We start from the raw sequence: 24401 nt of genomic DNA, 5'->3' as shown, positions 1-24401 counted from the left end.
TTTGCTAAATATAAGAATTGACGTTTTGTTAAAAGCGTTATACTATATATGCAAACGGTTTCATTTCACTGAATAAATGACCGTTATGTAAAATTAGAATTATTTGCAATGGATGCTTACTATCGTGAATCTATTAGGTTTATCAACTAGAATTTAAAAGGGGGGCGTGTCGTCTTTTGTGCAATCGTTTGCATTTTTTTGTTGAAATTTATATCAGGGAGTGTTGCTGACGTGAAAACTGTCCACAGAATGAAGAAAATGTTATCCATCTTTATGGTACTTATTCTTGTTATTTCAAGCATGGGGTTATTTCCTTTACAAGCAAGTGCAGACGCCCCTACTAAAGTTGTATTGGTAGGTGATTTACAATCTGAATTAGGGCAAAGCGGGGATTGGGATCCTGCGGCTACCGCAACTGAAATGATCGATATGGGCAATGGAAACTATCAGTTTACAGGTGCTTTGCCTGCAGGTACTTATAATTACAAAGTTGCCCTTAATGGAGATTGGATTGTCAGTTATGGATTTGGCAACTATACTAACCCAGCTGGGGTTGATGTTGGAGGAAACATCAACATTACATTAACTCAAGCAACGAATATTACTTTCTACTACAACCATAATTCTAATAAAATCGCGGATTCTACTTACTACACTCCGATTGCAACGGATAAGCTCCCTCGTGTGGTTGGGAATTTACAGATTGATATAGGCGATGCCAAAGATTGGTCTCCGGCTGATGCACAAGCTAAGATGTATGATGACGATTTCGATAATATTTATTCGGTCACGAAGATTGTTTACGCTGGTGACTATGAATATAAAATTGTCCTTGGTTCTGACTGGGGAGAGGAGTATCCCGGAAGTAATGCGAAGTTGAGTCTTCCCGAAGAGCTTCTAGTCACATTCAATTACAATGCATTAGATCATAGTGTATCGGCAGAATTCGTCGCGCCAGGAGATGATATTCCGGCCAATACGGTTCGCATACATTATCAAAGAGCAGACAATAACTATAGTCCTTATGGAATTTGGATTTGGGATGATGTAGCAACACCGTCATCCGTATGGGCATCAGATGCAACCCCATTTCCAGTTGATCAAATAGATCCATTTGGAGTATATGTTGATATTCCGCTCAAAAAGAATGCCAAGAAAATAGGCTTTTTTGTTGTGAATCGCACCGAAGGTGATGCAGATAAAGAAGACAATAGAAGTTTTAATCTATTGGATAAATATAATCAATTATGGATCAAACAAGGAGATCCCAACGTATACGTTTCTTCTAACGGGAATTTACCTACCGGACTTACATCCGCTGAAGTATTATCTGAAAGTAAAGTCCTATTAGGTTTTACGATGACCGAAGGTCTAGATGAGAGAGTATTGAAAGATGGACTGATCATTACAGACAAGAATGGTGATGTTGTAACGGTCAACAGAGTCCAAATCATTAGTGCAACAACGGTTGAAGTTGTGACAACACCGTTCTCATTGGAGAATGTTCCATTAAGTGTCACATACTCTGGAAGAACCCTATCGGCTACGACTGGGTGGAGAATGCTCGACGAAATGTATCATTACGAGGGAGATGACCTCGGAGCGACATATCATGCGAATACAAAGAGCGTAACGCTTAAACTTTGGGCACCGAAAGCGAGTTCCGTAGTTGCGGATATATATGACAAAGGTAATGCTGCGCAGCTAGTGAGAAGTGTGAACTTAACACAAGAAGACAAGGGTGTTTGGTCTACTACGATCACTCCAGGAGATTTGAGTGTTGCAGACGTTAAAGGATATTTCTACCAATATGAAGTAACCAATAACGGTATAGTGAAACAAGTGCTTGATCCTTATGCCAAATCGATGGCTCCATTTAGAGTGAATACGAAAGGTGAAGTTGGTTCTGATGGAGATGCTGTAGGAAAAGCAGCTATCGTGGACTTAAGCGGAACGAACCCCGCAGGTTTTGACTTTGCCAATATTGAAGGATACGAACAAAGAGAAGATGCAATTATATGGGAGATCCATGTAAGAGATTTTACATCAGACCCGTCTATTGAGAATGATTTGAACAGTGCAACATGGGGATCTTACGATGCTTTTAAGAATAAAATTGATTACATTAAATCTCTTGGCGTAACGCATGTTCAATTACTTCCTGTCATGGCTTGGTATTATGGGGATGAAATGAATATGAATAATAGAGAACTTGAGTATTCAACGAAAGACAATGAATACAACTGGGGATATGACCCACATAACTATTTCTCGCCTGATGGTGCTTACTCTGAGAACCCTGCAGACCCGGAACTCAGAATCAAGGAATTGAAGAATATGATTGATGCGATTCATGATGCTGGTATGGGTGTAGTACTGGATGTTGTATATACCCATATGGCTCAAGCAAGTCTCTTGGATGATATCGTTCCTAATTATTATTCATTTCAAGATGCTAATGGTAATAACATCGGTGGATTTGGAAATAATCTAGCGACAAACCATAAAATGTCCGAGAAATTAATGGTGGATTCCGTTAAATATTGGTTCGAAGAATACAAAATCGATGGCATGCGCTGGGATATGATGGGTGATGCAACCTATGATTCTGTGCAGAATGCTTATGATGTAGCAGAGGCAATCAATCCGAATGCTTTATTTATTGGGGAAGGTTGGAGAACATTCGGCGGAGCCGCTGCAGATCCTTCACTAGCAGGTCAAGGGGCAGACCAGGACTGGATGGACAAAACCGACAGTGTCGGTGTGTTCTCCGATGAGATCAGAAATGAATTGAAATCAGGATTCGGTAATGAAGGTGATCCGAGATTTATTACGGGCGGCGCACGTGACATCAATGTGATCTTCAATAATATTAAGGCGCAACCGGGTAATACGGCTGAAGACGATCCAGGTGACATCGTGCAATATATTGAGGCGCATGACAACTTACCTTTATATGATATTATTGCTCAGTCTATTAAGAAGGATCCAGCAATAGAGGAAAATGATCTAGAGATTCATAAGCGGATCCGACTTGGAAATATGATAGTGCTGACGTCTCAGGGGACTGCCTTTCTCCATGCAGGACAGGAATATGGACGTACCAAACAATGGAAAGAAGCAGGAGAGCCAGAGCATAAATATCATGAATTAGAAGATGAGACAGGTCATGTATTTGGATATTTTGTACATGATTCCTATGACTCTTCCGATGCTATCAACATGTTTGACTGGACGAAAGCAACGGATGAGGTAGCTTTCCCTGTGAATAACACTACAAGAGAATATACAGCAGGCCTGACGGCATTAAGAAAATCAACAGATGCATTTAGATTAGGCGAACAAATGCTAGTAGACTCTAATATCACCTTGATTGAAGCACCTGAGATAAAGCCACAAGATCTCATAATCGCTTATAAGAACAAAGCCACAGACGGAACTGGTCATTATTATGCGTTTGTAAATGCGGATAATACAACAAGGACACTTACGCTTTCGGAAGATCTAACCGCTGGTATGGTCGTGGTAGATAATGATGAAGCAGGGATTGTAGAGGTTAGCTCAAGATCGGGATTCTCACTCACGGCTAATTCGATCACGTTAGAACCTTTATCAGCAGTTATTATTAAGATGGAAGCTGCGGCATCGGTATTAAGCTCGGTAGAAGTGAAAGAATCCAATTATTCTTTAGAAATAGGCAGAACGAATCAAACAGCCGTTTATGCGAGGTACGATGATGGCAGCCAAAGAGGAGTAACGAGCAAGGCTACTTATTCATCAAGCAATAACCTGGTGGCGACTGTGACTGCCAAAGGCTTAGTGAAGGCGGTCTCTAAAGGAACTGCAACGATTACAGTTGCCTATGGCGGGATCACGTCAGAAGTAACGGTTAACGTTACTGCACAAGTAGCGAAGCGTTACGTCCAAATCAATTATATTCGCCCAGATAAGGATTATATGGATTGGAACCTTTGGGTATGGAACACAGGCGTGAAGAATGATCAGATTGACTTTGAAAAGATAGAGAACGGTGTGGCGACTGTGATGATTGAAATCGCGCCTCAAGCCACGAGTGTTGGATTTGTTCTACGTAAAGGTACAGACTGGAACACTGCCAAACAAGATTATCCAGATGATCGTCTTATTTCGGTGACACCTGGAGAATCGTTTACCAAAGTAATAATAACGAGTAACGAAAAAGAACTAAATATACTACCAAGTATTAGAGGCCCTATTCTAAATGACGGTCATATTACGTTTGTGTACAGAGATGATGCTCTTTTCCAAAGCGGGCAAATGAGCTCTATTACAGATGTAAAAGTTAAAGTCGACGGTACAGAATATGCCATGACTTATGATCCAGCCAAAGAATGGTTCAGTTATACGTTAAATAATGTAGGGATTGGTACACATGAGTATACTTTCGTAGTGACTAAGGATGGGTCAGCTAGTGAAGTGACAGATCCGCACAATACGATGAATGGGAAATCTATTGTGGAGTATCAATTACCTGCGATGACAATCAAATCGATTGTTAATCCATTAGTCATTACAGCTAACGAGAATGCGGTACTGAAATTGAGTGTTGTATCAGATCAATTCATAAACTACCGTGAAGGTTATATCGATCTTACTGAGTTAGGTGGACCATCAAAGGTGAAGTTTGATACGGAGCTCTTGGAACAGTCCATTGCAGTGAAGGATTACATTACTGCTGGATCGAAGAATATTTCGGTCACTTTGGTAGATCAATATGGTAACAAACATACTCATTCTACGACCGTACAGGTCAAGGCGAGAACGTATGCTGGGAAAGATGATTTCGATTGGGACGAAGCTCGTATTTACTTCGCACTGACGGATCGTTTCCAGGATGGTGATCCAACGAATAATGTTGATGTCGATACAAGCCATCTTGAAGCCTACCACGGAGGAGACTTCAGAGGTCTTATTGATAAGTTGGATTACTTACAGCAGTTGGGTATAAATACGTTGTGGATTACACCGATCGTTGACAACATCGATTTCAACAAAGGCGTTGATTTCAACAGTAAACAGCAAGGATATCATGGATATTGGGCTAAGGACTTTACAAAGATCGATGAACATCTGGGCGATCTAGAAACATTCAAAGAGCTAATCGATACCGCCCATGATAAAGGAATTAAGATTATGGTAGACGTAGTCTTGAATCATGTGGGGTATGGTTTGAAAGATGACGACAATAGACCTGGGATTACGCAAGAAGATAAAGATCGTTTCGCTGGTATGCTGAGAGCAGATGGAATCTCTGCAGATGAAGATCCAGTAAAAGGTGAATTAGCACAACTTCCTGATTTCATCACAGAGGACGCTGACGTTCGCGCGCAAATTATTGATTGGCAAGCTGGATGGTTAGATCGTGCTAGAACAGATCGTGGAGATACGATAGATTATTTCCGTGTAGACACCGTGAAACATGTGGAAGACACGACATGGAAAGCGTTCAAGAATGCATTAACTACGATTGATCCGAATTTCAAATTGATCGGTGAATACTTTGGGGCCAGCGTTGATAGTGATGGTGGTACACTCCAAAGTGGCCAAATGGACAGTCTTCTTGATTTCAGCTTCAATGAGAATGCTGCGAATTTCGTGAATGGGGACATTGAATCGGTTGAAGCGTACCTAGCTAGACGTGAAGCGCAGATGGATAATACAAGAACGATGGGGCAATTCCTGAGTAGCCACGATGAGGACGGCTTCCTGTCGTCTGATGCCGTTGGTGGAAACAAAGGTAAGCTGAAGGCTGCAGTAGCACTACAAATTACATCCAAAGGACAGCCAGTCATATACTATGGAGAAGAATTAGGACGTTCAGGTAGGAATGCTATCGACATGAGTGAAGGAGAATTTAGCGAGAATCGTGCAGATATGCCATGGGATCAGTTAGAGAGTGAAAAACCTCTACATGATCATTACCAGAAGTTGCTGAATATCCGAGCTAAGTATTCCAAAGTGTTCTCCAAAGGAACACGGACATCTCTTGTTGCTTCTAATGAAGAAGGATATCTAGCATTTAGCAAAAAATATGAAAGTGAGAATGTCGTTACGATCATTAATACGAAAGAAACAAGTAAAGACATTACGTTAAGTGTGCCGTATGCAGCTGGTAGCGAAGTAAAAGATGAGTATAGTGGTAAGGTTTACAACGTAACGAAGGATAATAAGATAAGTTTTAGCCTTCCAGGTATAAATGAAGGCGGAACTGTTATTCTTGCAGCTATTCCAGTAGTTGATAAAGGTCCTGTAGAAGGGGACAGAACAGACAGCAGTAATAATAATAGTAACGCTAACAGCAGTAATAACAATAAGCTTACTCAAAGGATTATCAATGAAGCAACGTTGAAGAGCGGTAAAGAAAAAGTATCCATTAATCTTGATGCAAGAGAAAATGGGGTTCTGCTTCCATTGAAAGCAGGGGAAATACTGGGATCTAAGCCGATCGAAATCAACCAAGGAGATTTCACGATTGAACTTCCAGCATCATTGCTGAAAGCTATTCAGTTATTGATTCCATCTGGGCAAGCTGAAGGTGCAGTCATCTCCTTTAAGATGGATGGGGTGGAACAATCATTAGCCCAATCCCTTGTTGAGAAATCGAATAGCTCAACTTCGAAATTGAAATTGGCAAGCAAGATGTTCAATTTCAATCTGAGCGTCCAAACGAAGGATGGCAAAGAAGTAAAGGTAGAACGTTTCGTAACACCAACTACTTTAGTATTCAATGTTGATCCTTCTGCGGATACAAAACGGTTGGGTGTATACATTATTAAGGATAATGGGGAATTGGAGCACGTAGCCTCCTATTGGGAAGATGGCAAGCTTAAAGCAGACATATATAATTTAGGTAAGTATGCAGTAATAGAATACAATAAATTGTTTGCAGATTTGGTAGGTCACTGGGCGGAAGCCGCTGTTAAGGAACTCGCTGCCAAGCATGTGGTGAAGGGAACTACCGATAGTACGTTTAGTCCAGCGGAAAAATTGACTCGTGCTCAGTTCGCAACGATGCTCGTCCGGGCATTGAATTTGGCGGATGAAGGCAATTTCGCCTTCAAAGACGTTGACAGCAGCGCTTGGTACGCTTCGGCAGTTTCTACTGCATACCATAATGGATTGGTGAAAGGAAAGAGTGAGATAACATTCGCACCACAAGAAAGCATCACGCGAGAAGAAATGGCTGTGATGATCTTACGTGCTTATCAGTTTAGAAATGCAGCAACTATGACATCGGATGGTTTAGAGTCTACATTCACGGATGAACAAGAGATCAGTTCATGGGCTGTTGCAGAGGTTCAAGCAGCTACATCGCTTGGATTGATGAACGGACAAAACAAGAGTAAATTTGTTCCGAAAGCGGACACGAGCCGTGCAGAAAGTGCTCAAGCTCTTGTGAACTTATTTAACAAAATGCAGTAAACCACTGACAAGGACCTCTATAATTACCAAGTAAGAAGAGAGATTATAGAGGTCCTTGTCTTTTACGTAAATAGTATATATACAGAAATATGGTATATATTTATAGGTGCAGTTTGGAATGGTTGGACTGAATATTAGTAAGATTTGGTCCTACATGTTACAATGATCTGCAGAAGGAGTGATCACATGGCAATACAAATTCATGTTCAAGAAACACCTAATCCAAATTCAATGAAGATCAATGCGAGCGAGACGATATTTGAAGGAACTGGGAGTGTATCACTGAAGAGTGGTGCTCAAACAGATCATCCTTTAGCTAGTGCTTTACTCAGCATAGAAGGTATAGATAATATATTTGGGATTAGAGATTTCGTAACGGTTAGTAAGGAACCAGATGCGAATTGGGATGATATTCTACCTCAAGTACATGAAGCATTCAAGGTAGTGTACGGCTGATCGGAGCGACAACTAAAGGGCAACATGAGAATTTCACCTTAAAAGTTGAAAGCAATAGTGGCTTAATAATAAGGTTGACCCGTCAGCTCTACGCAAATGTGTAGAAGTCGGGTCTTTCTTAATGTTATAATAGTAATATTGGAGTGATGATATGAGTAAAGCTAAGGGTAAGGGCGGGACAGGCAGAGGAACAGGCAGTAAGGGTTGGACTCGCTGGAATAAGACTGATAAAACAAAAATAGTTAAAAAAAATTATGGCGCGATTCGTGCGGCTGCTAAAGAAGCGGAAAATGAAAAATTAAATGGTCGAAAAAAGATCGACAATGAACCTGAAAAGTAAAATAGTATAGATTGTTCTTGAATTACTAACGGTCAGGATAACAAAACTCCTTGAAGATGAAATCTCTTCAAGGAGTTTTTGCTATGATGAAGAAGTGGCAGAACCCCCACTTCAGCCAAAGCGACGTATAAATCCCTTGAGTTAGAGAAACCTACTACATATGCATTGGAAGGATTGGAGATCGGCGTAACCTCTAATTGTAATTTTCGATGTGATTACTGTTGCGCATACAATCGAATTGATGGGCAAAGTATCGAATGCGTTGTTTCCACAAGGATGACAGACGTTGTATAGATTGTAGATGACGAGGAATCTAGCTTTAAGGTAGTTCGCAATTTTGCCATGTATAAAATTATGCTGAAACACTCAACCTATTGTAGTTCGTATAGCATTCTAAAAACAATAAAGGAGGTTTTACAATGCATAATCAGAATCAGAATCAACAAAATAACTTAAATAATCAGTCGATGGGTATGCAGAATCAGAACATCAATCGTGGGGGTCTTGAACTTCTTGATATGCATGAAGTATTATCATGTACGATCAGTATTCTAGATCAAATGTTGATGTATAAACCGATGGTTCAGGATCAAGAGCTGTTGTCTATGATGGATCGTCAATACAACTTTATTCTTTCCCAGTACAACCTGACAACTGAATGCTTTTCGACAGGCGGCAAACCAAGTCAAGATACAGCTAAGTACATGATGCAAGAATCAGCGAATCAAATTATTTATGGGCTTAAACCAAGCCAACCGAAGAAGCCAGTTCAATCTGTCAACGAAATCAAGGAAGCACAGATTAGTGGATTCATGATAGGTAACCTTAAAACCCTCTCTTCTCATATGACGATGACTGCATTAGAGACGAGTAATCCTGTGCTTCGCCGGGTATTGGCTTCCCAAATCGAGAATTATATCGAAATGGCGTATGAGGTTTTCTTGTTTCAGAATAAGCACGGTTACTATCAAGTAGCACAATTGGATAATTCCGATGCACAACAAATGTTGAACGCGTACGCACCAGCTACAGGACACCCGCGCATGCCGTTACAATAATAAAACTTGCTGAACCAGAAGCAGAAGAGCAAGTTTTCTCAAACATCTAATCATAGTATGGAAGAACCTCTGATACTTTATTTGTATTAGAGGTTTTTGTGTATTAAATAATTTAAAATTGAAGTAAGCTAAGGTAGAGGATGTGATGACTATGGTAAGCGAACATATCTATATCGGAAGTGTCTTTATTGCAGGAATATTCTCCTTTTTCTCACCCTGTATTTTACCACTATTACCCGTATATATAGCATTTCTCGGTGGTTCAGATGATGGAAGCCAGTCGACAAGTATGAAATTGGGGAAGTTGCGATTAAGGCCTCCTTTGATCGTAAAGACGATCTTCTTTATCCTGGGGATATCCACGGTATTCATATTGTTGGGTTTCGGTGCAGGTGCGTTGGGAAGTGTTATTAATAGCTCTTGGTTTATCGTGATTTGTGGGTTTATTGTAGTGCTATTCGGTATTTATCAGACAGGAATCATCAAGTTGTTCTTTATGGAAAGAGAGAGGAAATTGAACTTAGAGTTTGCGAAAAAGAGAGGCATCGTAGGTGCTTACCTGCTTGGATTTACTTTCAGTTTCGGTTGGACACCTTGTATTGGTCCGGTACTGGCTGCCGTCCTTAGTATTGCTGCAAGTGAAGGGTCATCTACTTTCGGTGGATGGTTAATGTTGGTATATACAGTAGGGTTAGCGATTCCTTTTCTTATTCTTGCGATCTTCTCAGATATATTGTTACAACGTTTGAAGAGTATATATAAGTACATGGGGACAATAAAGGTGGTTTCTGGAATTATTCTGATCTTGATGGGCTTATTATTAATGACGAATAAGTTGAATATGATAACTACCTTGTTCACAATTTGAAATAACGCTTACGATACTTCGTGAAGCATGAAAGCATGAAGGAGGATAATCTAATGAAAATAAGTAACATAAAATGGTCGTTGATGATGACCGTAATCGCTATGGTTGTGTTTATGACGGCTTGTGGAAATGGATCTCAATCAAGTCAAACAAGTAATGATACTTCAACAACTGTGAACGAGGGAAAGCTTGCTCCTATGTTCGATCTTATGGATCTACAAGGAAATAAGGTTGCATTGGCAGATCTTGATGGACAAAAGGTATATGTAAAGTATTGGGCTTCTTGGTGCTCTATTTGCTTAGCGGGGCTGGACGAACTGAACACATTATCTACTCAGGATAATGATTTCAAAGTAATTAGTGTGGTTAGCCCGAACTTCAAAGGAGAACAATCGACAGAAGACTTCACTAAGTGGTTCCAGAAACAAACAACAGACCAAGATATTACGGTATTAATAGATGAAGATGGTATATGGGCGAAGAAATTCGGTGTGAGAGGATATCCGACATCCTATTATATTGGATCTGATGGTGTTCTAGCCAAGACTACACCAGGTCATAATTCCAATGAACAAATCACCAGTACTTTTAAGGAAATGAACTAATATTTGTATTAAAACGTGGGGAGGAACAAGGATGAGACGGTTATCCTATCTAGGTTTATTGTTGTTATTACTTCTAGTCACAGCGTGTTCATCTGTTAACAATATAAAAAGTGGAGCTAGTGCGACATCACCCTCTAGCAATCCTAATGAAACAGTAGATTATTCCAATAGTGAACTCCATAGTATTTTTTTGGCGGGAGGTTGTTTCTGGGGAGTGGAAGCGTATATGTCCCGCATCTACGGGGTTAGCGATGTGACTTCTGGTTATGCCAACGGAACAGGTGAGAATCCAACGTATGATGATGTTATTGCAGGAAACCGTGGATTTGCTGAAACCGTTGAGGTTAAATATGATCCTGAGCGAGTATCTCTAGCCGATCTAGTAACCAAATACTTTAAGGTGATTGATCCAACGAGCTTGAACAAGCAGGGGAATGATAGAGGTGTTCAATATCGTACAGGCATTTATTATAATGATGAGGCAGATGCGCTCATCATTATGGATGTGGTGAAGCAAGAACAGGATAAATACGATAAGAATATCGTCACCGAAGTGTTACTACTTGAGAATTATTACCTAGCGGAGGAATACCATCAGGATTATTTAGTGAAGAATCCCAATGGGTATTGTCATATTGATCTAAGTATACTAGATGATCAGGAAATTCCAGTGGAAGAAAAAGTCGTTATCGAAATAGATCCGGCCATGTATCCCAAACCGAGTAATGAAGTACTTAAAAGCAAACTAACCGATGAACAATATCAAGTAGCCGTGTTGGAAGATACTGAGCATGCGTTTTCCAATGCTTATTGGGACGAATATGCACCGGGCATTTATGTCGACGTTGCAACAGGCGAACCTCTTTTCTCAAGCGTGGATAAATATGATTCAGGTTGTGGATGGCCAAGCTTCACCAAGCCAATAATACCTGAGGTTGTTACCTATCATATAGACACGAAATATCATATGGAACGTACAGAGGTGCGAAGTCGTGCAGGTGACATTCATTTAGGTCATGTATTTGATGATGGCCCGAAAGACCAAGGTGGCAAAAGATATTGTATCAATAGCGCCTCGATTAACTTCATCCCTCTTGCAGACATGGAAAAGGAAGGATACGGTTATGTTAGTATAGCAGTAGAATAACAGGGAGTCCTTCGCTAATGAATTAGAGAAGAGTCTGTTCGCGGAAAAAACAATTAAAGCCATTTTGTACCTCACCTCAGGGTCCAAATTAGCATATAGTGGGAAAGTGAACAAAGGAGCGAGTGCTTATTTAAGAAAGGTTGAGTCGCTATCGCTTTAAGAAATGGGGTATTTATAAATTTGTTATATCTAAACAATGAAGAGATCGTCAAACAGCATTTCCGTGATTTACAAAGTTCGGTGGAACAGCACAAAGTAGCACAGCAAGTATTAGCTACCCAAAGGGAAATATCGAAATTAAATCGCCAATCTAAGAACTCCGTTAAAGAAAAACAATCTATCTTTAATCAATTTATTAAATTGGGAAAAAGAATGCTTTAACGAAAGAGTGTTCTAGTGAGCAGGGGTTCCATCGCATAAAAAAAGATCATCCTCCTTGTATTTGTCATGATTAACCCCTCCAATTTTTATACATAATGATGCTCAGTTATGGGTATATTGATGGACACTTTATCATTTAATTTAAAAGGTAAGGGAGAGATCACTTCCCACTGCTGTCCAGTGGATTGGATATCATAATAGAATTCTTTACCCTGAAACTGTACATTCACTATTTCACCAGATAGACCCTCATTTTGTTCAGGTCCAAGTTGGAATTGATCGGGTCTAACAGGATAAAGCCCATTTGTTTTGAAATAACCGGCTACTTCATTTCCAGGCCACTGTACAATGGAATCTGCACCATCAGGAATGAAATATTCGTGATCCCAACGCCCCCGAATAAGGTTTGCCTTCGATACAAATTGTGCGACAAAATCAGTTTCCGGCTTCAAGTAAATTTCTTGAGGAGTCCCCACTTGCTCAATTTGACCGTCATTCATCACTACAATTCGATCTGCCATAGCTAAAGCTTCGCTTTGATCATGCGTAACATATACGATCGCAGAGCCAGTCTCCCTATGTATGGATTGGATTTCACGACGCATGTTCATGCGAAGCATAGCGTCAAGACTACTTAGAGGTTCATCCATAAGTAGAAGCGAAGGCTGGGATGCAATAGCGCGAGCAATAGCAACACGCTGTTTCTGGCCACCTGATAGTTCATGAGGCATACGTTGGGATAGATGGGACAAGCCGACTAAATCAAGAACGTCTGAGATACGTACCTCTTCATTCTCACGGATAGCCTTAGGTGTTTCTTTATGATTACGAATTGGAAAACGAACATGTTCTGAAATATTCATATGGGGCCAAAGTGCGAAGCTTTGAAAGACCATCCCAATCCGTCTTTTCTCAGGAGGGATACTTGATCGGGACGTAGCTACAACCGAGCCATTCATAACAATTTCACCCGCGGAGGGTTGCTCAAATCCTGCTAACATTCGAAGTAAAGTAGTCTTTCCACAGCCAGAGGGACCTAAGATAGCTACGAATTCTCCATCCGCGATATTTAAGTTGATTGATTTCAACGCACTATAATTACCGAACGTCTTACTAACTTCTTTCAGTTCAATACTCATTCGCTTACTCCTTTATGGGAAAATATTTTTTGTACAAGATGTAATAAACCTGCTCCAATGAAAATTAGAAAGACGATTAAGCTGGATAACGCCGTCGAATGGAGTGTATCCCCAGCCTGTTCAAAGCTGAAAATAGCAACACCAATCGTCTGCGACCGTGAAGAGTATAAAAGTGCCGATACCGTTAGCTCAGTTAATGCGGTTAGGAAGACTAGAATGGCTCCGCTAAGAAGACCTGGGAGCAATAGAGGTAGCAGAATGAATACCCATTTCCGCCAGGGACTAGCTCCTGATATGCTAGCTGCTTCTTCCATAGAAGCGTCAACTTGCATAAATGCTGTGACACCTGCTCTAATCTGTAAGATAAGGAAACGGCAGACGTAAGCAATGAAGAGGATCGTAGTCGTTCCATAGATCCCAGGGTTCCATCCAGGAATAGGCTCCATCCAGACAAGAATCATAGATAATGCAAATACGATTCCGGGAAGCGTATAAGGAATTGAAATGGCCAGCTCAGTAGCTTTTATTAGCTTTGATGGTTTGCGTACACGGACATAAGCGAACAATGAACCGATAACTAAACAGACGATGAGTGTGCCTAGTGCAAGTAGTAGGCTATTTTGAATCGATTGCCAGATTTTTGGATTGTTGAAAAGTATATATTTGTAGTTCTCAAATGTCAGATTTGTCATGTTCAATGGACGACCATAGGCCCTCTTTAACGAGAGTGAAATCATTGAGAATAACGGTACGATAGTAATGAAGATAAGGCTGATCCAAATAAGTAGACTTAACCATAATCGATGTTTACCTAAATCATAACGAGGCTGATTATCCAATCGAGCAGTATCATCAGATTTACTCTTGCGGACAGAGAGCCATTGAAGCAATGTTCCAAAGATAGCGATAATACTTAATATGACAGATAAAGATGCCCCGCGTGCAAAGGCGGAGGGACCGAAGCTAATAATTTCTTCATAAATCAATGTACTAAGTACACTGATGTTTACAGGTGTCCCCAAAAAGGAGGGAATACCAAAGTTATCAAGTGAAGCAAGAAATACGAGCAGTCCGCCTGCTGTCAGTCCAGGTAAAGCAAGTGGAAATGTGATCTTTATAAAATTTTTGATCCGACCAGCACCACTAGCCTTGGCTGCCCATTCTAGATCACGTGGAATTCTTTTTAATACATTTACGGTAAATAAATAGACCAATGGGAAGTGGTGAATACCCATGACGAAAATGATTCCACCCATGCTATACATACTCCATGGCTGGGCCCCTGAATGGAATAGGTGTAGAAATGAAGCCATTAATCCCTGAGAGCCCATAAAAGAGGACCAGGATAATGTAAGTACATACGATGGAAGAACAAAAGATAGTAGGATGAGTAGATGTAGTATTTTTTTATATTTTATATTGGTGTAAGCCATGACCCAAGCAGCCACAATACCAAGTACTAAAGATAATAGTGTAGATGCAATCACGATTATAAATGTATTCTGCAATGTATTCCAAAAGCGATTTTGTTTCAATAATTCAGTGTAGTGATCGAGACTAAATCCTGTTTCCGCCCCAATGCTTAAATGGAGAAGCTTGGCGATGGGGAGTACGAAGAAGAATAGTGTGGCTAGGATACCTAGAAGTATTACTGACTTTTTGATTAACAAGGAGAGGCTGGGTTTCAGCCTCTCCTTGTTCAGTGGTTGTTGGATATCGTAGGTAGTTAAGTCATCCATAAGTAATCGCTCCGCTCGTTAGTTTCCGAATAACTCCGTAAACTGTTTCTTGTCCGCTTCACGTTCGTTTGTCAGAGTGGCGATATCTCCAGACAATAGGGTGAGATCGGATATACCCTTCAATCCTTCGGGTGGTGTAATACCGTCACGAATCGGAGTGTATCCAATTTCAGCGGCAAGTTCCTGTCCATCCTTGGATAAGACGAAATCGACAAATACCTTAGCTGCTTCGATATGATCTGTATTGTTGATAATGCCGATTGGTTCCGTAATGATGGGAACTCCTTCTGCTGGATAGATTAGCTCGATAGCTGATCCCTTAGCTTTCTCACGTGCTACCATATAGTCAACGACCATGCCATAACTCTTCTCGCCACTGGCTACGGCTTTGAGGACGGCTCCGTTTCCTTTGATGACTGACATATTATTGGTTTTTAATTTCCCTAAGAACTCCCAACCGAAGCTATCGGTACGTGAGAATATACCAATGTTATAAGCCGCTGCGCCAGAATATAACGGACTGGGCATAATTGCAGCATCTTTAGCCTCACCAGAGGTCAGAACTTGCCAAGAAGTTGGTTGAGTAGATACTTTATCTGTATTCACAGCGAGAATAGTAGCGATGACCTTTGTTCCAGTATACATTCCGTCAGCGTCCATTAGTTCATCCGCAATTTGATCTCTCTCAGCTGATTTATAGGACATTAGTAGGTCTTGGCTTTTCAGACTTTCGAAAGTGACTGAATCGGCGAGGAGAAGAACATCTGCTTGAACTTGTCCGGCTTGTTTCTCTGCTTGAATCTTTGCTGCTACTTCTTCAGTACCAGAGCGGAAAGTTTCAACATGGACATCTGGATATTTAACATTGAAGGCTTGGACTAATTGAGTAGCATCTTCTTCTGGTTGAGAAGTATAGAAGGAGAGCTTACCAGAGATTGAAGTGGATGAAGTATTAGTAGAACCTTGTGTCTCTGAGCTACATCCCGTAAATATCAACATAGATGCCATTATGGCAAAAAACGAACTTTTCTTTAACATATTCAATTGCTCCTCTAATGTTTAATTTGTTTACATTTGTTCCGGTACAATACAATTGTAAAGGGGTTTTGTTTTACTAGAATTAAGGGAGTGTTAAATGGTGATGACAAAAAGTTGATAGTGAAAATGTGATTCACTATAATTAGTTTGGAATCGATGGTTATGATATAATCACATACACTATAAAAACGTACGCTGGAGGTCACATGCTATCTTTTGAACAGAAACTACAGATTCTAGAATCTTTCCCAGAATTACAACGTAAGAATGTCTCGCTTGGACGAGTGAACTTTCATTATGAGGAGAGCCAGATTGATAAAAAAACAGTAGCTCTACATCTACATCCAAATGGTAATGGCTTCGTATTTGCAGGTCTTTTAGAGGGATATGACCTTGATGAGAGAGGGTTTGTAAATATCCGAGAATTTAATGCGGACGAGTTAAAGCTGCTTGTTGAAGCTTCAATACATTCTCTCTCTTTAGGTGAAGAGGGGACTCATTCAGGAAATGGCAGTACCCTTGATAATGTAAATGAGAAAGCTAATGATGAACGTGGCTTTTACGATACTGAAATATGGATGAACAGTGATGAGGAACTACTCTCGCTCACTCGGGATGAAGATCTTTGGTATATCTACACAGGTCCTAGCATTGAAATGGTGTTTGGAACGCTGCAAGAGGCAAAGGAGTACTTGTGGGAGGAAGGGTTTAAGCCTTCAAGAGATTGAGACACCTTGTTAATTCAGGGGAAATAGTTATCCGGAAATTGTCCGAATGAACTATTGCTCCTGAGCATTCGAAATAGTAGGATGTACACATACCAATAACATATGAGGTGAGATTATGAAATACAGACGTTTAGGGAAAACTGATTTAAAAGTTTCAGTAGTCGGTATAGGGACATGGCAATTTGGCGGAGATTGGGGCAAGGATTTCACGCAATCAGAGGTAGATGACATTCTTAATCATGCCAAAGAGGTAGGCATTAACTTGATTGATACAGCTGAATGTTATGGACCGCATCATATGTCTGAGAAATTTATAGGGGATTATCTATCGAGGCAATCGCGTCAGGATTGGGTAATCGCATCGAAATTCGGACACCACTGGGAAGATCAATGGGAGAACGCTTGGAGTGTGGATGAAGTTCGTCGACAATTAGACGATTCTCTGAAGGCGCTTCAGACGGATTATTTGGATCTCTATCAATTCCATTCCGGTTCGGATGATGTATTCGATAATGATGATCTGTGGACACTGTTGGACAAACAGGTACAAGCCGGTAAAATCCGTAATCTAGGTATTTCTATTGGAAGTAATGATAACTTGTACCAAACAGCAAAAGCGACTGAAATAAACGCTAAAGCGATTCAAGTCGTATATAACCGGTTGGATCAGAAGCCTGAGGAGCAGGTATTTCCTTCATGTCTGGAACAGGATCTGGGTGTTCTTGCTAGAGTACCACTTGCAAGTGGGTATCTGAGCGGGAAGTATAAGCCAGGTGTCGTGTTCGATGACAGAGTAAGACAAGGTCATCAACGTGATGAGATTGATGCAAAGCTACGTCTCGTTCAGGAGATTGCGCAGTCAGAATTACCTGAAGGCGTCGATATGGCGAGTTGGGCGTTGGCTTGGTGCTTGAAGCATCCTGCTGTCAGTTGTGTTATTCCAGGATGTAAGAGTGTGGAGCAGGTAGAAGCTAACGCCCGTGCCGCTTCGCTTGATCTGGTACAAGATGATCATCCAAGTGCTTGGAAGAACTAGCCAGACCTGATTAGACTAACTACTGTATGAATCATTTGTAATGTCATAGTACAAAGGGGCGTCCTAAGCCATTTTTATGGCTTTGGGGACGCCCCTTTGCTTCTTGTGTGATTATGTTGTTTCAGGTGCTCCCGCAACTACGGAAGGCGCAGGTTTATGCTTGAATATTGGAATAAGGATGATCGCACCCACTAGCATGATCAGACCGGATACACAGTAAATTTCAACGAGTGGGAAGTTCTTCTTGATGACGCCTGCTAATGTCATCATGATGACCATCATCCCCATGAACATAGGGCTAAGCACACCGTTCACACGCCCCACATAGGATTGTTCTGTCCACTGTAGTATTAAGGTGTTGATGCCGATTTGAATACATGGCATGGTCAGTCCATTGATAAATTGTAAAGTTAACGTTAGTGGGATGCTTGTGGATAATCCCATACCGGCAATACATAGGGCGCTAACGCTCATACCGAATGCTAATAGAACTTGGGGTGAGACTTTTTTGGCAAGGGTCATAATGAGAGCACCACCAACGAGCATAGCGGCACCGTTAACCATCATAAGAAACTGTAGAAATTCTTTCGGTTGACCGAGCCGCTCTGTGACTATGAATAGACCTAGAGTCTGGATAATTCCAACGGAGAATCCGGCAATAGCAAATGCACCCGCAAGTACCTTTAGCACAGGACTCCTCCATACATAACGAAACCCATCAGCGAGTTCTTTACGTAAATTCAGGCTCTTCTCTTTCTGATTATCTTCCACTATATCGGGTGGTAGACGGAAGAGTACGACAGCAGACAATAAGAAAGCTACGCCCATAACGGCTATGGAGATGTTAATACCGAATTGGTGATATGAGAATATGCCGAGTGCAGGCCCCATGATCATAAAGATGGCGACAAGAGATTGGAATAATGCCATACCTTGCTGTAGCTGTTCAGGATGAACATGTTGTTTGAATAGCTTCATGACCGAGGGCTGAGAGAATTGCGATAATATGGCGGAAACGAAGGTGGCCAAATAGATTGTTTCCCATGAACCGTATAGTAACGCAAACAGAACGGCAAGTATCGATGCAGCGGAAAGGAAATCACACCATATCATCGTTCGTTTCGGTCTCCAACGGTCAGCGAACGCACCTCCAATAAAGGAGAAGACAAATATGGGGGCAAATTCGACTACTGAGATAAGGGAAATGGCCATAGGATCGTTGTTCGTCTGATCGGTGACAAACATGAGAATAGCAAAATTTCTGACCCATATCCCGATCTGTAGAAATAAGTTTGAGATAAGTATAGTTTGGTAGAATCTATTCGTGAATAAATTACCGCTTGCAGGTGCCGCGTGTGCCGCATGTACATCTGACATTTAATACACTCCTAATAATGTTCTATCTAGTTTTTTTACTATTTTAGAATAAGGTATTGCAGTCTATTTGAAAAGGGGAACAAGGATAATATTTTGAGTGCTTACTGTTACGTGAGAATCTGTCTACTGAAATATGAAGGACTAACTTTAGTGGTTAGTTTTTTTCAATATATATGAATTTATATATTTGGGGGTAAGCGAAGCTTAGCCTTTATTTAAATTTTTGTTAAATGGAGGTATGGTCTTGAACATATTAAAACAAATAGAGCATATTCGACCGAATATCCGCAATATTGATATCTAATGATGTGGTTTTAAAAAGAGGTGGAACTTTGTGTGAAAAATCGTAAATCGTATTGTAAGAAGTCGATCTTTAGATCGGCTTTTTTTTGTGAAAAGATCATTATATTGGACCATTGAATAATAGATGCATGTATAATTAATCCGTTTTTCATTTATATTTAGGTATTAAAACCTATTAATTCCAAATCATTTTTACCGATATTTATAGTAGTTGGTTATTATTGTAATCATTATTTTGAAAAAGGAGGGAATTACATGAAATTTAAGCCGCTCATGATACTATGTCTAGTCATTCTTTTCATCACTGGTTCGTTGATACCGGAGGGGATATCGGCCAGTAGCGTTCAATTAACAGAGGAGGTAGAGTTAACAACTCCGCCAGAAGAAGTAGTTGCACCACCAGTGGAGGAAGATTCTTCAGTTATACCAGATCCAGAAGGGGAGACCGAGGAATTTCCATTCGATCAAATCCCTACATTAGATGAATTAGATGAAAATAGTGAAGTTACGGACAATCTAATAGATCTAAGTGAGGATGAAATGAGTACGTTTGCAATAAACAAAATGGAGTTGATTATTGCTCCGGGAGAAAGTATTCTGGTCAGCAACTCCTATTCATCACAAATTAGTATTCTCACAGATGCCGCGAGCAAGAACAATATGAGATATGACTATGTGAGCTATAATGCAGATGGGAAAAAGACCTCAGATGATATGGGAACATATAGTTCTATTCCTGTGCCTGGAAAAGGTGGATATAGCATTATAACGAATGACTTTAATGAATCTTTCACGGCAAGCTTTAATCTGGAATATATATCATATTCCTATTAGTCAGTACCGGCTTTATTAAAGAAGACACTTTCGCGAGGCGAATCTTATCAATTCTTCAATACATCTTCTTTCAGTACAGCAATTGGCATCATAAGTGATTCGACTGCTAACCCTGATGGCAGATATGACTACGCTTCCTTTACAAGTGTGGGTAAGCTGAAAAGTTCAGCTATGAATTCAAAGGCCCATCCTACACTAATTCCAAATGAAGAGTTGATCATTACGGGCGCTTCTGATTCACCAGTAACCATCGGAGTTCCCTATAATGAATTTACGGGGAACGAAACCGATGAACCGGCATATGAATCTGGCACGTTACACCAAGGGGAAAGTTATGAATTCACTAATATTGGAACATCTACCGATTCGATTGAAACAGATGGGACAACAAAGGACAAATTTGATTACGTCATATATCTCCCCGATGGCACGGAGTCATCAAATGGGAAGAATACGAGTAATAAACCAAGTGTAGCTACTGGCAGACGTGTTGTCATGACATTAATTACAGATACTCCTGTCAGAGTGGGCGCATTGTATCGTACCTTTGTCGGCAGGGCAGTGACTGATGAGGCGTTTAGTCGGGTTACGTTGATGCCAGGAGAAACGTATTTGTTCACCAATAATGGTTCCGCGGCAAATCTTGTATACCATGATGCAAGATTAGTGAAAGGTACGTTTGATTACACGGTATATAAATCTGATGGTAGTTACTCAACAAGAGGATTCAACAGTACGAATACTCCAAGTATCCCATCGAGCGGGTATGCTTATATGACTGTTGCTTCTCCAACTGCTATAACGTTTAGTTATACGGATGACTTTAGCGGAGAAGAGAGTGATGAGCCTTCACATTATAGAGTTACACTTCATAAAGGTGAGAGCTCTGAATTCACGAATATAAGCGAGACTCAAAGATACATTGATTCCGATGCCACAACAAATAATAGATTTGATTATGTTCAATATAATGCGGATGGAACGGAAAGAAGAAAAAGCTCTAACACCTATACCGAGCCTTATGTATTCCCTGGAATACGAATCGTTGTTACAGCGGTATCAGATCTCCCGGTGACATTCGGTGTACCTTATCGACTCTTTTCGTGGAACGGCAAAGAAGGAGAAGCATTTACGAAGCAACAGGTCCAATCAGGGGAATCTTATATATTCCGAAATAATGGATCGAAAAGTATCACCATACAAAATGATGCAACAACTATAAATGGAACATTTGACTATGCGAAATACGATGCAGAAGGCATAGTGAAAGGAAGCGGTTATAACTATAAAAGTAATATAGTGACCATTCCTGCATATGGTTATGCGATTGTAACGGGGCAGTCTGGTGGGACTATTACTTTCCGATACACAGATCCAGTTACTACTGAACCATTCTCTCATCCAGCTATGCTTCGTGTAACTTTGAACCAAGGAGAATCTTATCAATTCAATAATATTACGGAAAATCAGAGAAGGATAGATGTTGTAAAGAGTACCACAGGAGGAAACGGTTATTCTTATGTCAAGATCAGGGCAGATGGAACTATATATCTGCAGGGAGTGAATAAGCATACGTATATTCTTATTCCGGGTGAATACTCTGCCCATGTTACGAATGATGATATGAATCCGATTACCTTTATTGTTGTATATACATCTTTCGTATCAACTTCGGATAATAACCCTAATCTGTTAAATGTAACTTTAAACTACAATGACTCTTATATGATTAAGAATGATACTTCAAAGACTCTCACCGTTGTGAGTGATGCTACCAGTAGCAACAATGCTGAGTATGACTATGTTGTCTATGATTCTGATGGGGATACATCAAAGGCTAAGTTGAATCATCAGGGGGATATATCGATCTCATCGGGTGATACACTTATTGTTACGGTTACTTCTGTTCAACCTGTAACATTTCGCTATGCTAAACAAATGACTGGCGAGCCTCAAATCGATCCTGCATTTATTAAAAGGACGTTATCAAGTCAAGAGTCAACTGCTTTCATAAATATCAGTTCTAGGAAAGATCAATTGGTTACGAATGCAGTGCTAGGTGCGAATCGCTATTTCGATTATAAAATCATTCATGCTGACGGAACGCTGTATAAAGAAGGAAGCCAAACAGATATTGAATATGATGTTCCTGCAGGTGCTGAAATTACTGTGAAAGTGACATCATCCGATCCTGTTATTATTGGAGCACCATTCAGACATTTTATGGAGACTGATCCGGTTGATATTGTATTTGAGAAATTAATGGAGAATAATCCAACCAAAGTTTCTAAAGAGGTTGGTAACAATGGTTACTATCTTCTAAAAGCGACTCAGACAGGTCCATATCGTATTGCCACTAAAAAAGATGGCTTATCTGGATCTGCCGTTATTTCTGTTTACACAGATCCCAAACTTCAAACTCTTCTGGTCAGCAGTGCAGATGTGAAACAATTATATGGATCAGATTATGTTGTTATTGAAGTAGAAATGCAAGCAGGACAAACTTATTATATTAAGTTGAGTGATCATTCAGATATCCCATTGGACTTATATATTGTTGCTGCAGTTCTGATTCTAAAGCCTACTTTAGATTATGAATATAGCCCATCTGGCAAATTAAACAAGATGATCTACCCCACTGGAGACATGTTGATCTATACCTATGATGCGAATGGCAATCTAAAATCAAAGAAGAAGAAGATCTATCCATTTCAATAGAGGGAAGGTGTATCTATGTTTAAGAAACTGTTCAGTATATTACTCTGCTTCGTTGTACTACTAAGTGGAGTTGAATCGATTGTATATGGTGCAAAGATAGAACCTCAGACATTGACTCACGAGACGACAGAACACGAATTCATCACGCTATCTAGTCTCCTTAAAGATTATAAAATGGAAGAATCTTGGCTGGTGGAACAACTAGCGAAAGGTAATTCGTTATATCAGATAGATACAACACTTAGAGAGACAGGAAATAATAAGAAAAAGTCTGAGAGTATGTTGGGGAGCGAGAACGCAATTCAGGTGATTCAGCCTGACGTGAATGCACTTCATCTCCAGGCGCGAAATAACATGACGGAAGATCAAGTTACCGCCTTGGGTGATTATGACCAAAAGGCATTAACTCGGATACCGCTTCATCAAGCCTCATCCGATTATGCCGTTTCTTATGGTTCGGAGGTTGTGTCAACATCTACGGGAGATGTGGGAATCTATGACACGGATTTCGAATTGCCAGGAGCGATTACTTATCGTTTGAATCGCGTCTACGAGACAAGTATGGCCAACAATGATATCGGTGTTAAATCGAGTAATGGAAGCTATATAAATGAAGCAGGAATACGTCAGGAAGAACGAGACACCGGTCTAGGCAGGGGATGGAGGTGGGATCTTCCATCCATCCAGATCAGAAATGAAGGGAAATATGTTTATTATCCCGGAATAGGTACGTATAAGCTCTCAGAAGCGCTTACGCTCGAAGGATATCCTTGGAAAGATATACAACTTTCTAAGGATAGCACGATAACGGTTGATGGAAGAGAGAGTCAATTTAAATTATCTGTCTTGAATGACCTTCATTACTATTTCGATGCCACAGGTCATGTACTAATCATGCAAGATGACTACAACAACCGTGTAGAGTTTCATTATACGGATCATCAAGATGGAGGCACAGTTCTATCCAATATTCGCAACAGTGATGGAAATGAGCTGAATTTCACTTATTCGAATAAACAAGTTATTGTAGCCCAAAAGGGTACAGAGCGAAAAGTGGTATATCAGTTAGGCGCAGAAGGTGATTATCAGACATTGTCCTCTGTAACAGATGCCATGGGTCTGAACACGATCTATTTCTATACCGCTAGAGAATCCGCATTTAATTTCATAGCA

16 protein-coding genes and 2 pseudogenes are annotated in these 24401 nt (G+C 40.4%); 14 read left to right on the top strand and 4 right to left on the bottom strand.

Annotated elements, in window-relative coordinates:
• Nucleotides 1–249 precede the first annotated feature (249 nt).
• The 9 genes and pseudogenes from AC1TO8_RS17815 to AC1TO8_RS17775 all read left to right on the top strand — a co-directional run bounded on the left by AC1TO8_RS17815 (nucleotide 250) and on the right by AC1TO8_RS17775 (nucleotide 12316).
• Entirely contained in the window at nucleotides 250–7461 is a 7212-nt protein-coding gene (locus tag AC1TO8_RS17815; RefSeq protein WP_482056975.1) for a pullulanase, read from the top strand.
• A gap of 186 nt (nucleotides 7462–7647) precedes the next feature.
• The gene (locus tag AC1TO8_RS17810; protein ID WP_482056974.1) at nucleotides 7648–7917 is read left to right on the top strand and encodes a NifU N-terminal domain-containing protein; all 270 of its coding nucleotides are present in this window, start codon (nucleotides 7648–7650) and stop codon (nucleotides 7915–7917) included.
• Nucleotides 7918–8068: 151 nt separating this feature from the next.
• Entirely contained in the window at nucleotides 8069–8257 is a 189-nt protein-coding gene (locus AC1TO8_RS17805) for a DUF3934 family protein (protein WP_482056973.1), read from the top strand.
• Between the two features lie 165 nt (nucleotides 8258–8422).
• Nucleotides 8423–8548 (top strand): annotated as a pseudogene (locus tag AC1TO8_RS17800) (radical SAM protein); the annotation flags it as partial.
• 128 nt (nucleotides 8549–8676) lie between these two features.
• A complete protein-coding gene (locus tag AC1TO8_RS17795) occupies nucleotides 8677–9315 on the top strand; it encodes a spore coat protein (protein WP_482056972.1) in 639 nt (212 codons plus the stop codon).
• Nucleotides 9316–9466: 151 nt separating this feature from the next.
• The gene (locus AC1TO8_RS17790) at nucleotides 9467–10183 is read left to right on the top strand and encodes a cytochrome c biogenesis CcdA family protein (RefSeq protein ID WP_482056971.1); all 717 of its coding nucleotides are present in this window, start codon (nucleotides 9467–9469) and stop codon (nucleotides 10181–10183) included.
• 53 nt (nucleotides 10184–10236) lie between these two features.
• Nucleotides 10237–10788 (top strand): TlpA family protein disulfide reductase, encoded by a 552-nt coding sequence (locus tag AC1TO8_RS17785; RefSeq protein WP_482056970.1) that lies wholly within the window; start codon nucleotides 10237–10239, stop codon nucleotides 10786–10788.
• Nucleotides 10789–10819: 31 nt separating this feature from the next.
• Nucleotides 10820–11935: a peptide-methionine (R)-S-oxide reductase MsrB gene (msrB, locus tag AC1TO8_RS17780; protein WP_482056969.1), complete on the top strand. Its 1116-nt coding sequence runs from the start codon at nucleotides 10820–10822 to the stop codon at nucleotides 11933–11935.
• Nucleotides 11936–12115: 180 nt separating this feature from the next.
• Entirely contained in the window at nucleotides 12116–12316 is a 201-nt protein-coding gene (locus tag AC1TO8_RS17775; protein WP_482056968.1) for a hypothetical protein, read from the top strand.
• An 86-nt stretch (nucleotides 12317–12402) separates the two neighbouring features.
• Here the strand turns inward: AC1TO8_RS17775 and AC1TO8_RS17770 are convergent, their stop codons facing one another.
• Genes AC1TO8_RS17770 through AC1TO8_RS17760 form a run of 3 tightly spaced genes read right to left on the bottom strand, consistent with a single transcriptional unit; the run spans nucleotide 12403 to nucleotide 16232 of the window.
• On the bottom strand, nucleotides 12403–13455 hold the full coding sequence (locus AC1TO8_RS17770) for an ABC transporter ATP-binding protein (protein ID WP_482056967.1): 1053 nt from the start codon (nucleotides 13453–13455) through the stop codon (nucleotides 12403–12405).
• Nucleotides 13452–15194 (bottom strand): ABC transporter permease, encoded by a 1743-nt coding sequence (locus tag AC1TO8_RS17765; protein WP_482056966.1) that lies wholly within the window; start codon nucleotides 15192–15194, stop codon nucleotides 13452–13454. The genes AC1TO8_RS17770 and AC1TO8_RS17765 overlap by 4 nt, the downstream gene beginning before the upstream one ends.
• An 18-nt stretch (nucleotides 15195–15212) precedes the next feature.
• Nucleotides 15213–16232 carry an ABC transporter substrate-binding protein gene (locus tag AC1TO8_RS17760; RefSeq protein WP_482056965.1) on the bottom strand — a complete coding sequence of 340 codons (1020 nt, stop codon included), beginning with the start codon at nucleotides 16230–16232 and terminating at the stop codon, nucleotides 15213–15215.
• 206 nt (nucleotides 16233–16438) lie between these two features.
• On the opposite strand from AC1TO8_RS17760, the gene AC1TO8_RS17755 reads away from it, so the two are divergent.
• Together AC1TO8_RS17755 and AC1TO8_RS17750 are read left to right on the top strand one after the other, a co-directional pair.
• Nucleotides 16439–16960 carry a hypothetical protein gene (locus AC1TO8_RS17755; RefSeq protein ID WP_482056964.1) on the top strand — a complete coding sequence of 174 codons (522 nt, stop codon included), beginning with the start codon at nucleotides 16439–16441 and terminating at the stop codon, nucleotides 16958–16960.
• A gap of 115 nt (nucleotides 16961–17075) precedes the next feature.
• Entirely contained in the window at nucleotides 17076–17996 is a 921-nt protein-coding gene (locus tag AC1TO8_RS17750) for an aldo/keto reductase (protein WP_482056963.1), read from the top strand.
• Between the two features lie 111 nt (nucleotides 17997–18107).
• Here AC1TO8_RS17750 and AC1TO8_RS17745 read toward each other — a convergent pair whose 3' ends face one another.
• Nucleotides 18108–19373 (bottom strand): MFS transporter, encoded by a 1266-nt coding sequence (locus AC1TO8_RS17745; protein WP_482056962.1) that lies wholly within the window; start codon nucleotides 19371–19373, stop codon nucleotides 18108–18110.
• Nucleotides 19374–19931: 558 nt separating this feature from the next.
• Between AC1TO8_RS17745 and AC1TO8_RS17740 the strand changes: the two genes are divergently transcribed.
• The 3 genes and pseudogenes from AC1TO8_RS17740 to AC1TO8_RS17730 form a co-directional block, all read left to right on the top strand.
• A complete protein-coding gene (locus AC1TO8_RS17740; RefSeq protein WP_482056961.1) occupies nucleotides 19932–20510 on the top strand; it encodes a hypothetical protein in 579 nt (192 codons plus the stop codon).
• A 147-nt stretch (nucleotides 20511–20657) separates the two neighbouring features.
• Nucleotides 20658–23228, top strand: a complete 2571-nt coding sequence (locus AC1TO8_RS17735) for an RHS repeat domain-containing protein (protein ID WP_482056960.1) — start codon at nucleotides 20658–20660, stop codon at nucleotides 23226–23228.
• 15 nt (nucleotides 23229–23243) lie between these two features.
• Nucleotides 23244–24401 (top strand): annotated as a pseudogene (locus tag AC1TO8_RS17730) (polymorphic toxin-type HINT domain-containing protein); the annotation flags it as partial.

It is taken from the genome of Paenibacillus sp. Y859, from assembly GCF_056786405.1.
This window is presented reverse-complemented; position numbering and strand designations above follow the sequence as displayed.

What these genes read in the sequence shown, in the direction of transcription:
- AC1TO8_RS17815 (WP_482056975.1), top strand. Translation starts at nt 250, where the DNA reads ATGAAGAAAATGTTATCCATCTTTATGGTACTTATTCTTGTTATTTCA.
- AC1TO8_RS17810 (WP_482056974.1), top strand. Translation starts at nt 7,648, where the DNA reads ATGGCAATACAAATTCATGTTCAAGAAACACCTAATCCAAATTCAATG.
- AC1TO8_RS17805 (WP_482056973.1), top strand. Translation starts at nt 8,069, where the DNA reads ATGAGTAAAGCTAAGGGTAAGGGCGGGACAGGCAGAGGAACAGGCAGT.
- AC1TO8_RS17795 (WP_482056972.1), top strand. Translation starts at nt 8,677, where the DNA reads ATGCATAATCAGAATCAGAATCAACAAAATAACTTAAATAATCAGTCG.
- AC1TO8_RS17790 (WP_482056971.1), top strand. Translation starts at nt 9,467, where the DNA reads ATGGTAAGCGAACATATCTATATCGGAAGTGTCTTTATTGCAGGAATA.
- AC1TO8_RS17785 (WP_482056970.1), top strand. Translation starts at nt 10,237, where the DNA reads ATGAAAATAAGTAACATAAAATGGTCGTTGATGATGACCGTAATCGCT.
- msrB (WP_482056969.1), top strand. Translation starts at nt 10,820, where the DNA reads ATGAGACGGTTATCCTATCTAGGTTTATTGTTGTTATTACTTCTAGTC.
- AC1TO8_RS17770 (WP_482056967.1), bottom strand. Translation starts at nt 13,455, where the DNA reads ATGAGTATTGAACTGAAAGAAGTTAGTAAGACGTTCGGTAATTATAGT.
- AC1TO8_RS17765 (WP_482056966.1), bottom strand. Translation starts at nt 15,194, where the DNA reads ATGGATGACTTAACTACCTACGATATCCAACAACCACTGAACAAGGAG.
- AC1TO8_RS17760 (WP_482056965.1), bottom strand. Translation starts at nt 16,232, where the DNA reads ATGTTAAAGAAAAGTTCGTTTTTTGCCATAATGGCATCTATGTTGATA.
- AC1TO8_RS17755 (WP_482056964.1), top strand. Translation starts at nt 16,439, where the DNA reads ATGCTATCTTTTGAACAGAAACTACAGATTCTAGAATCTTTCCCAGAA.
- AC1TO8_RS17750 (WP_482056963.1), top strand. Translation starts at nt 17,076, where the DNA reads ATGAAATACAGACGTTTAGGGAAAACTGATTTAAAAGTTTCAGTAGTC.
- AC1TO8_RS17745 (WP_482056962.1), bottom strand. Translation starts at nt 19,373, where the DNA reads ATGTCAGATGTACATGCGGCACACGCGGCACCTGCAAGCGGTAATTTA.
- AC1TO8_RS17740 (WP_482056961.1), top strand. Translation starts at nt 19,932, where the DNA reads ATGAAATTTAAGCCGCTCATGATACTATGTCTAGTCATTCTTTTCATC.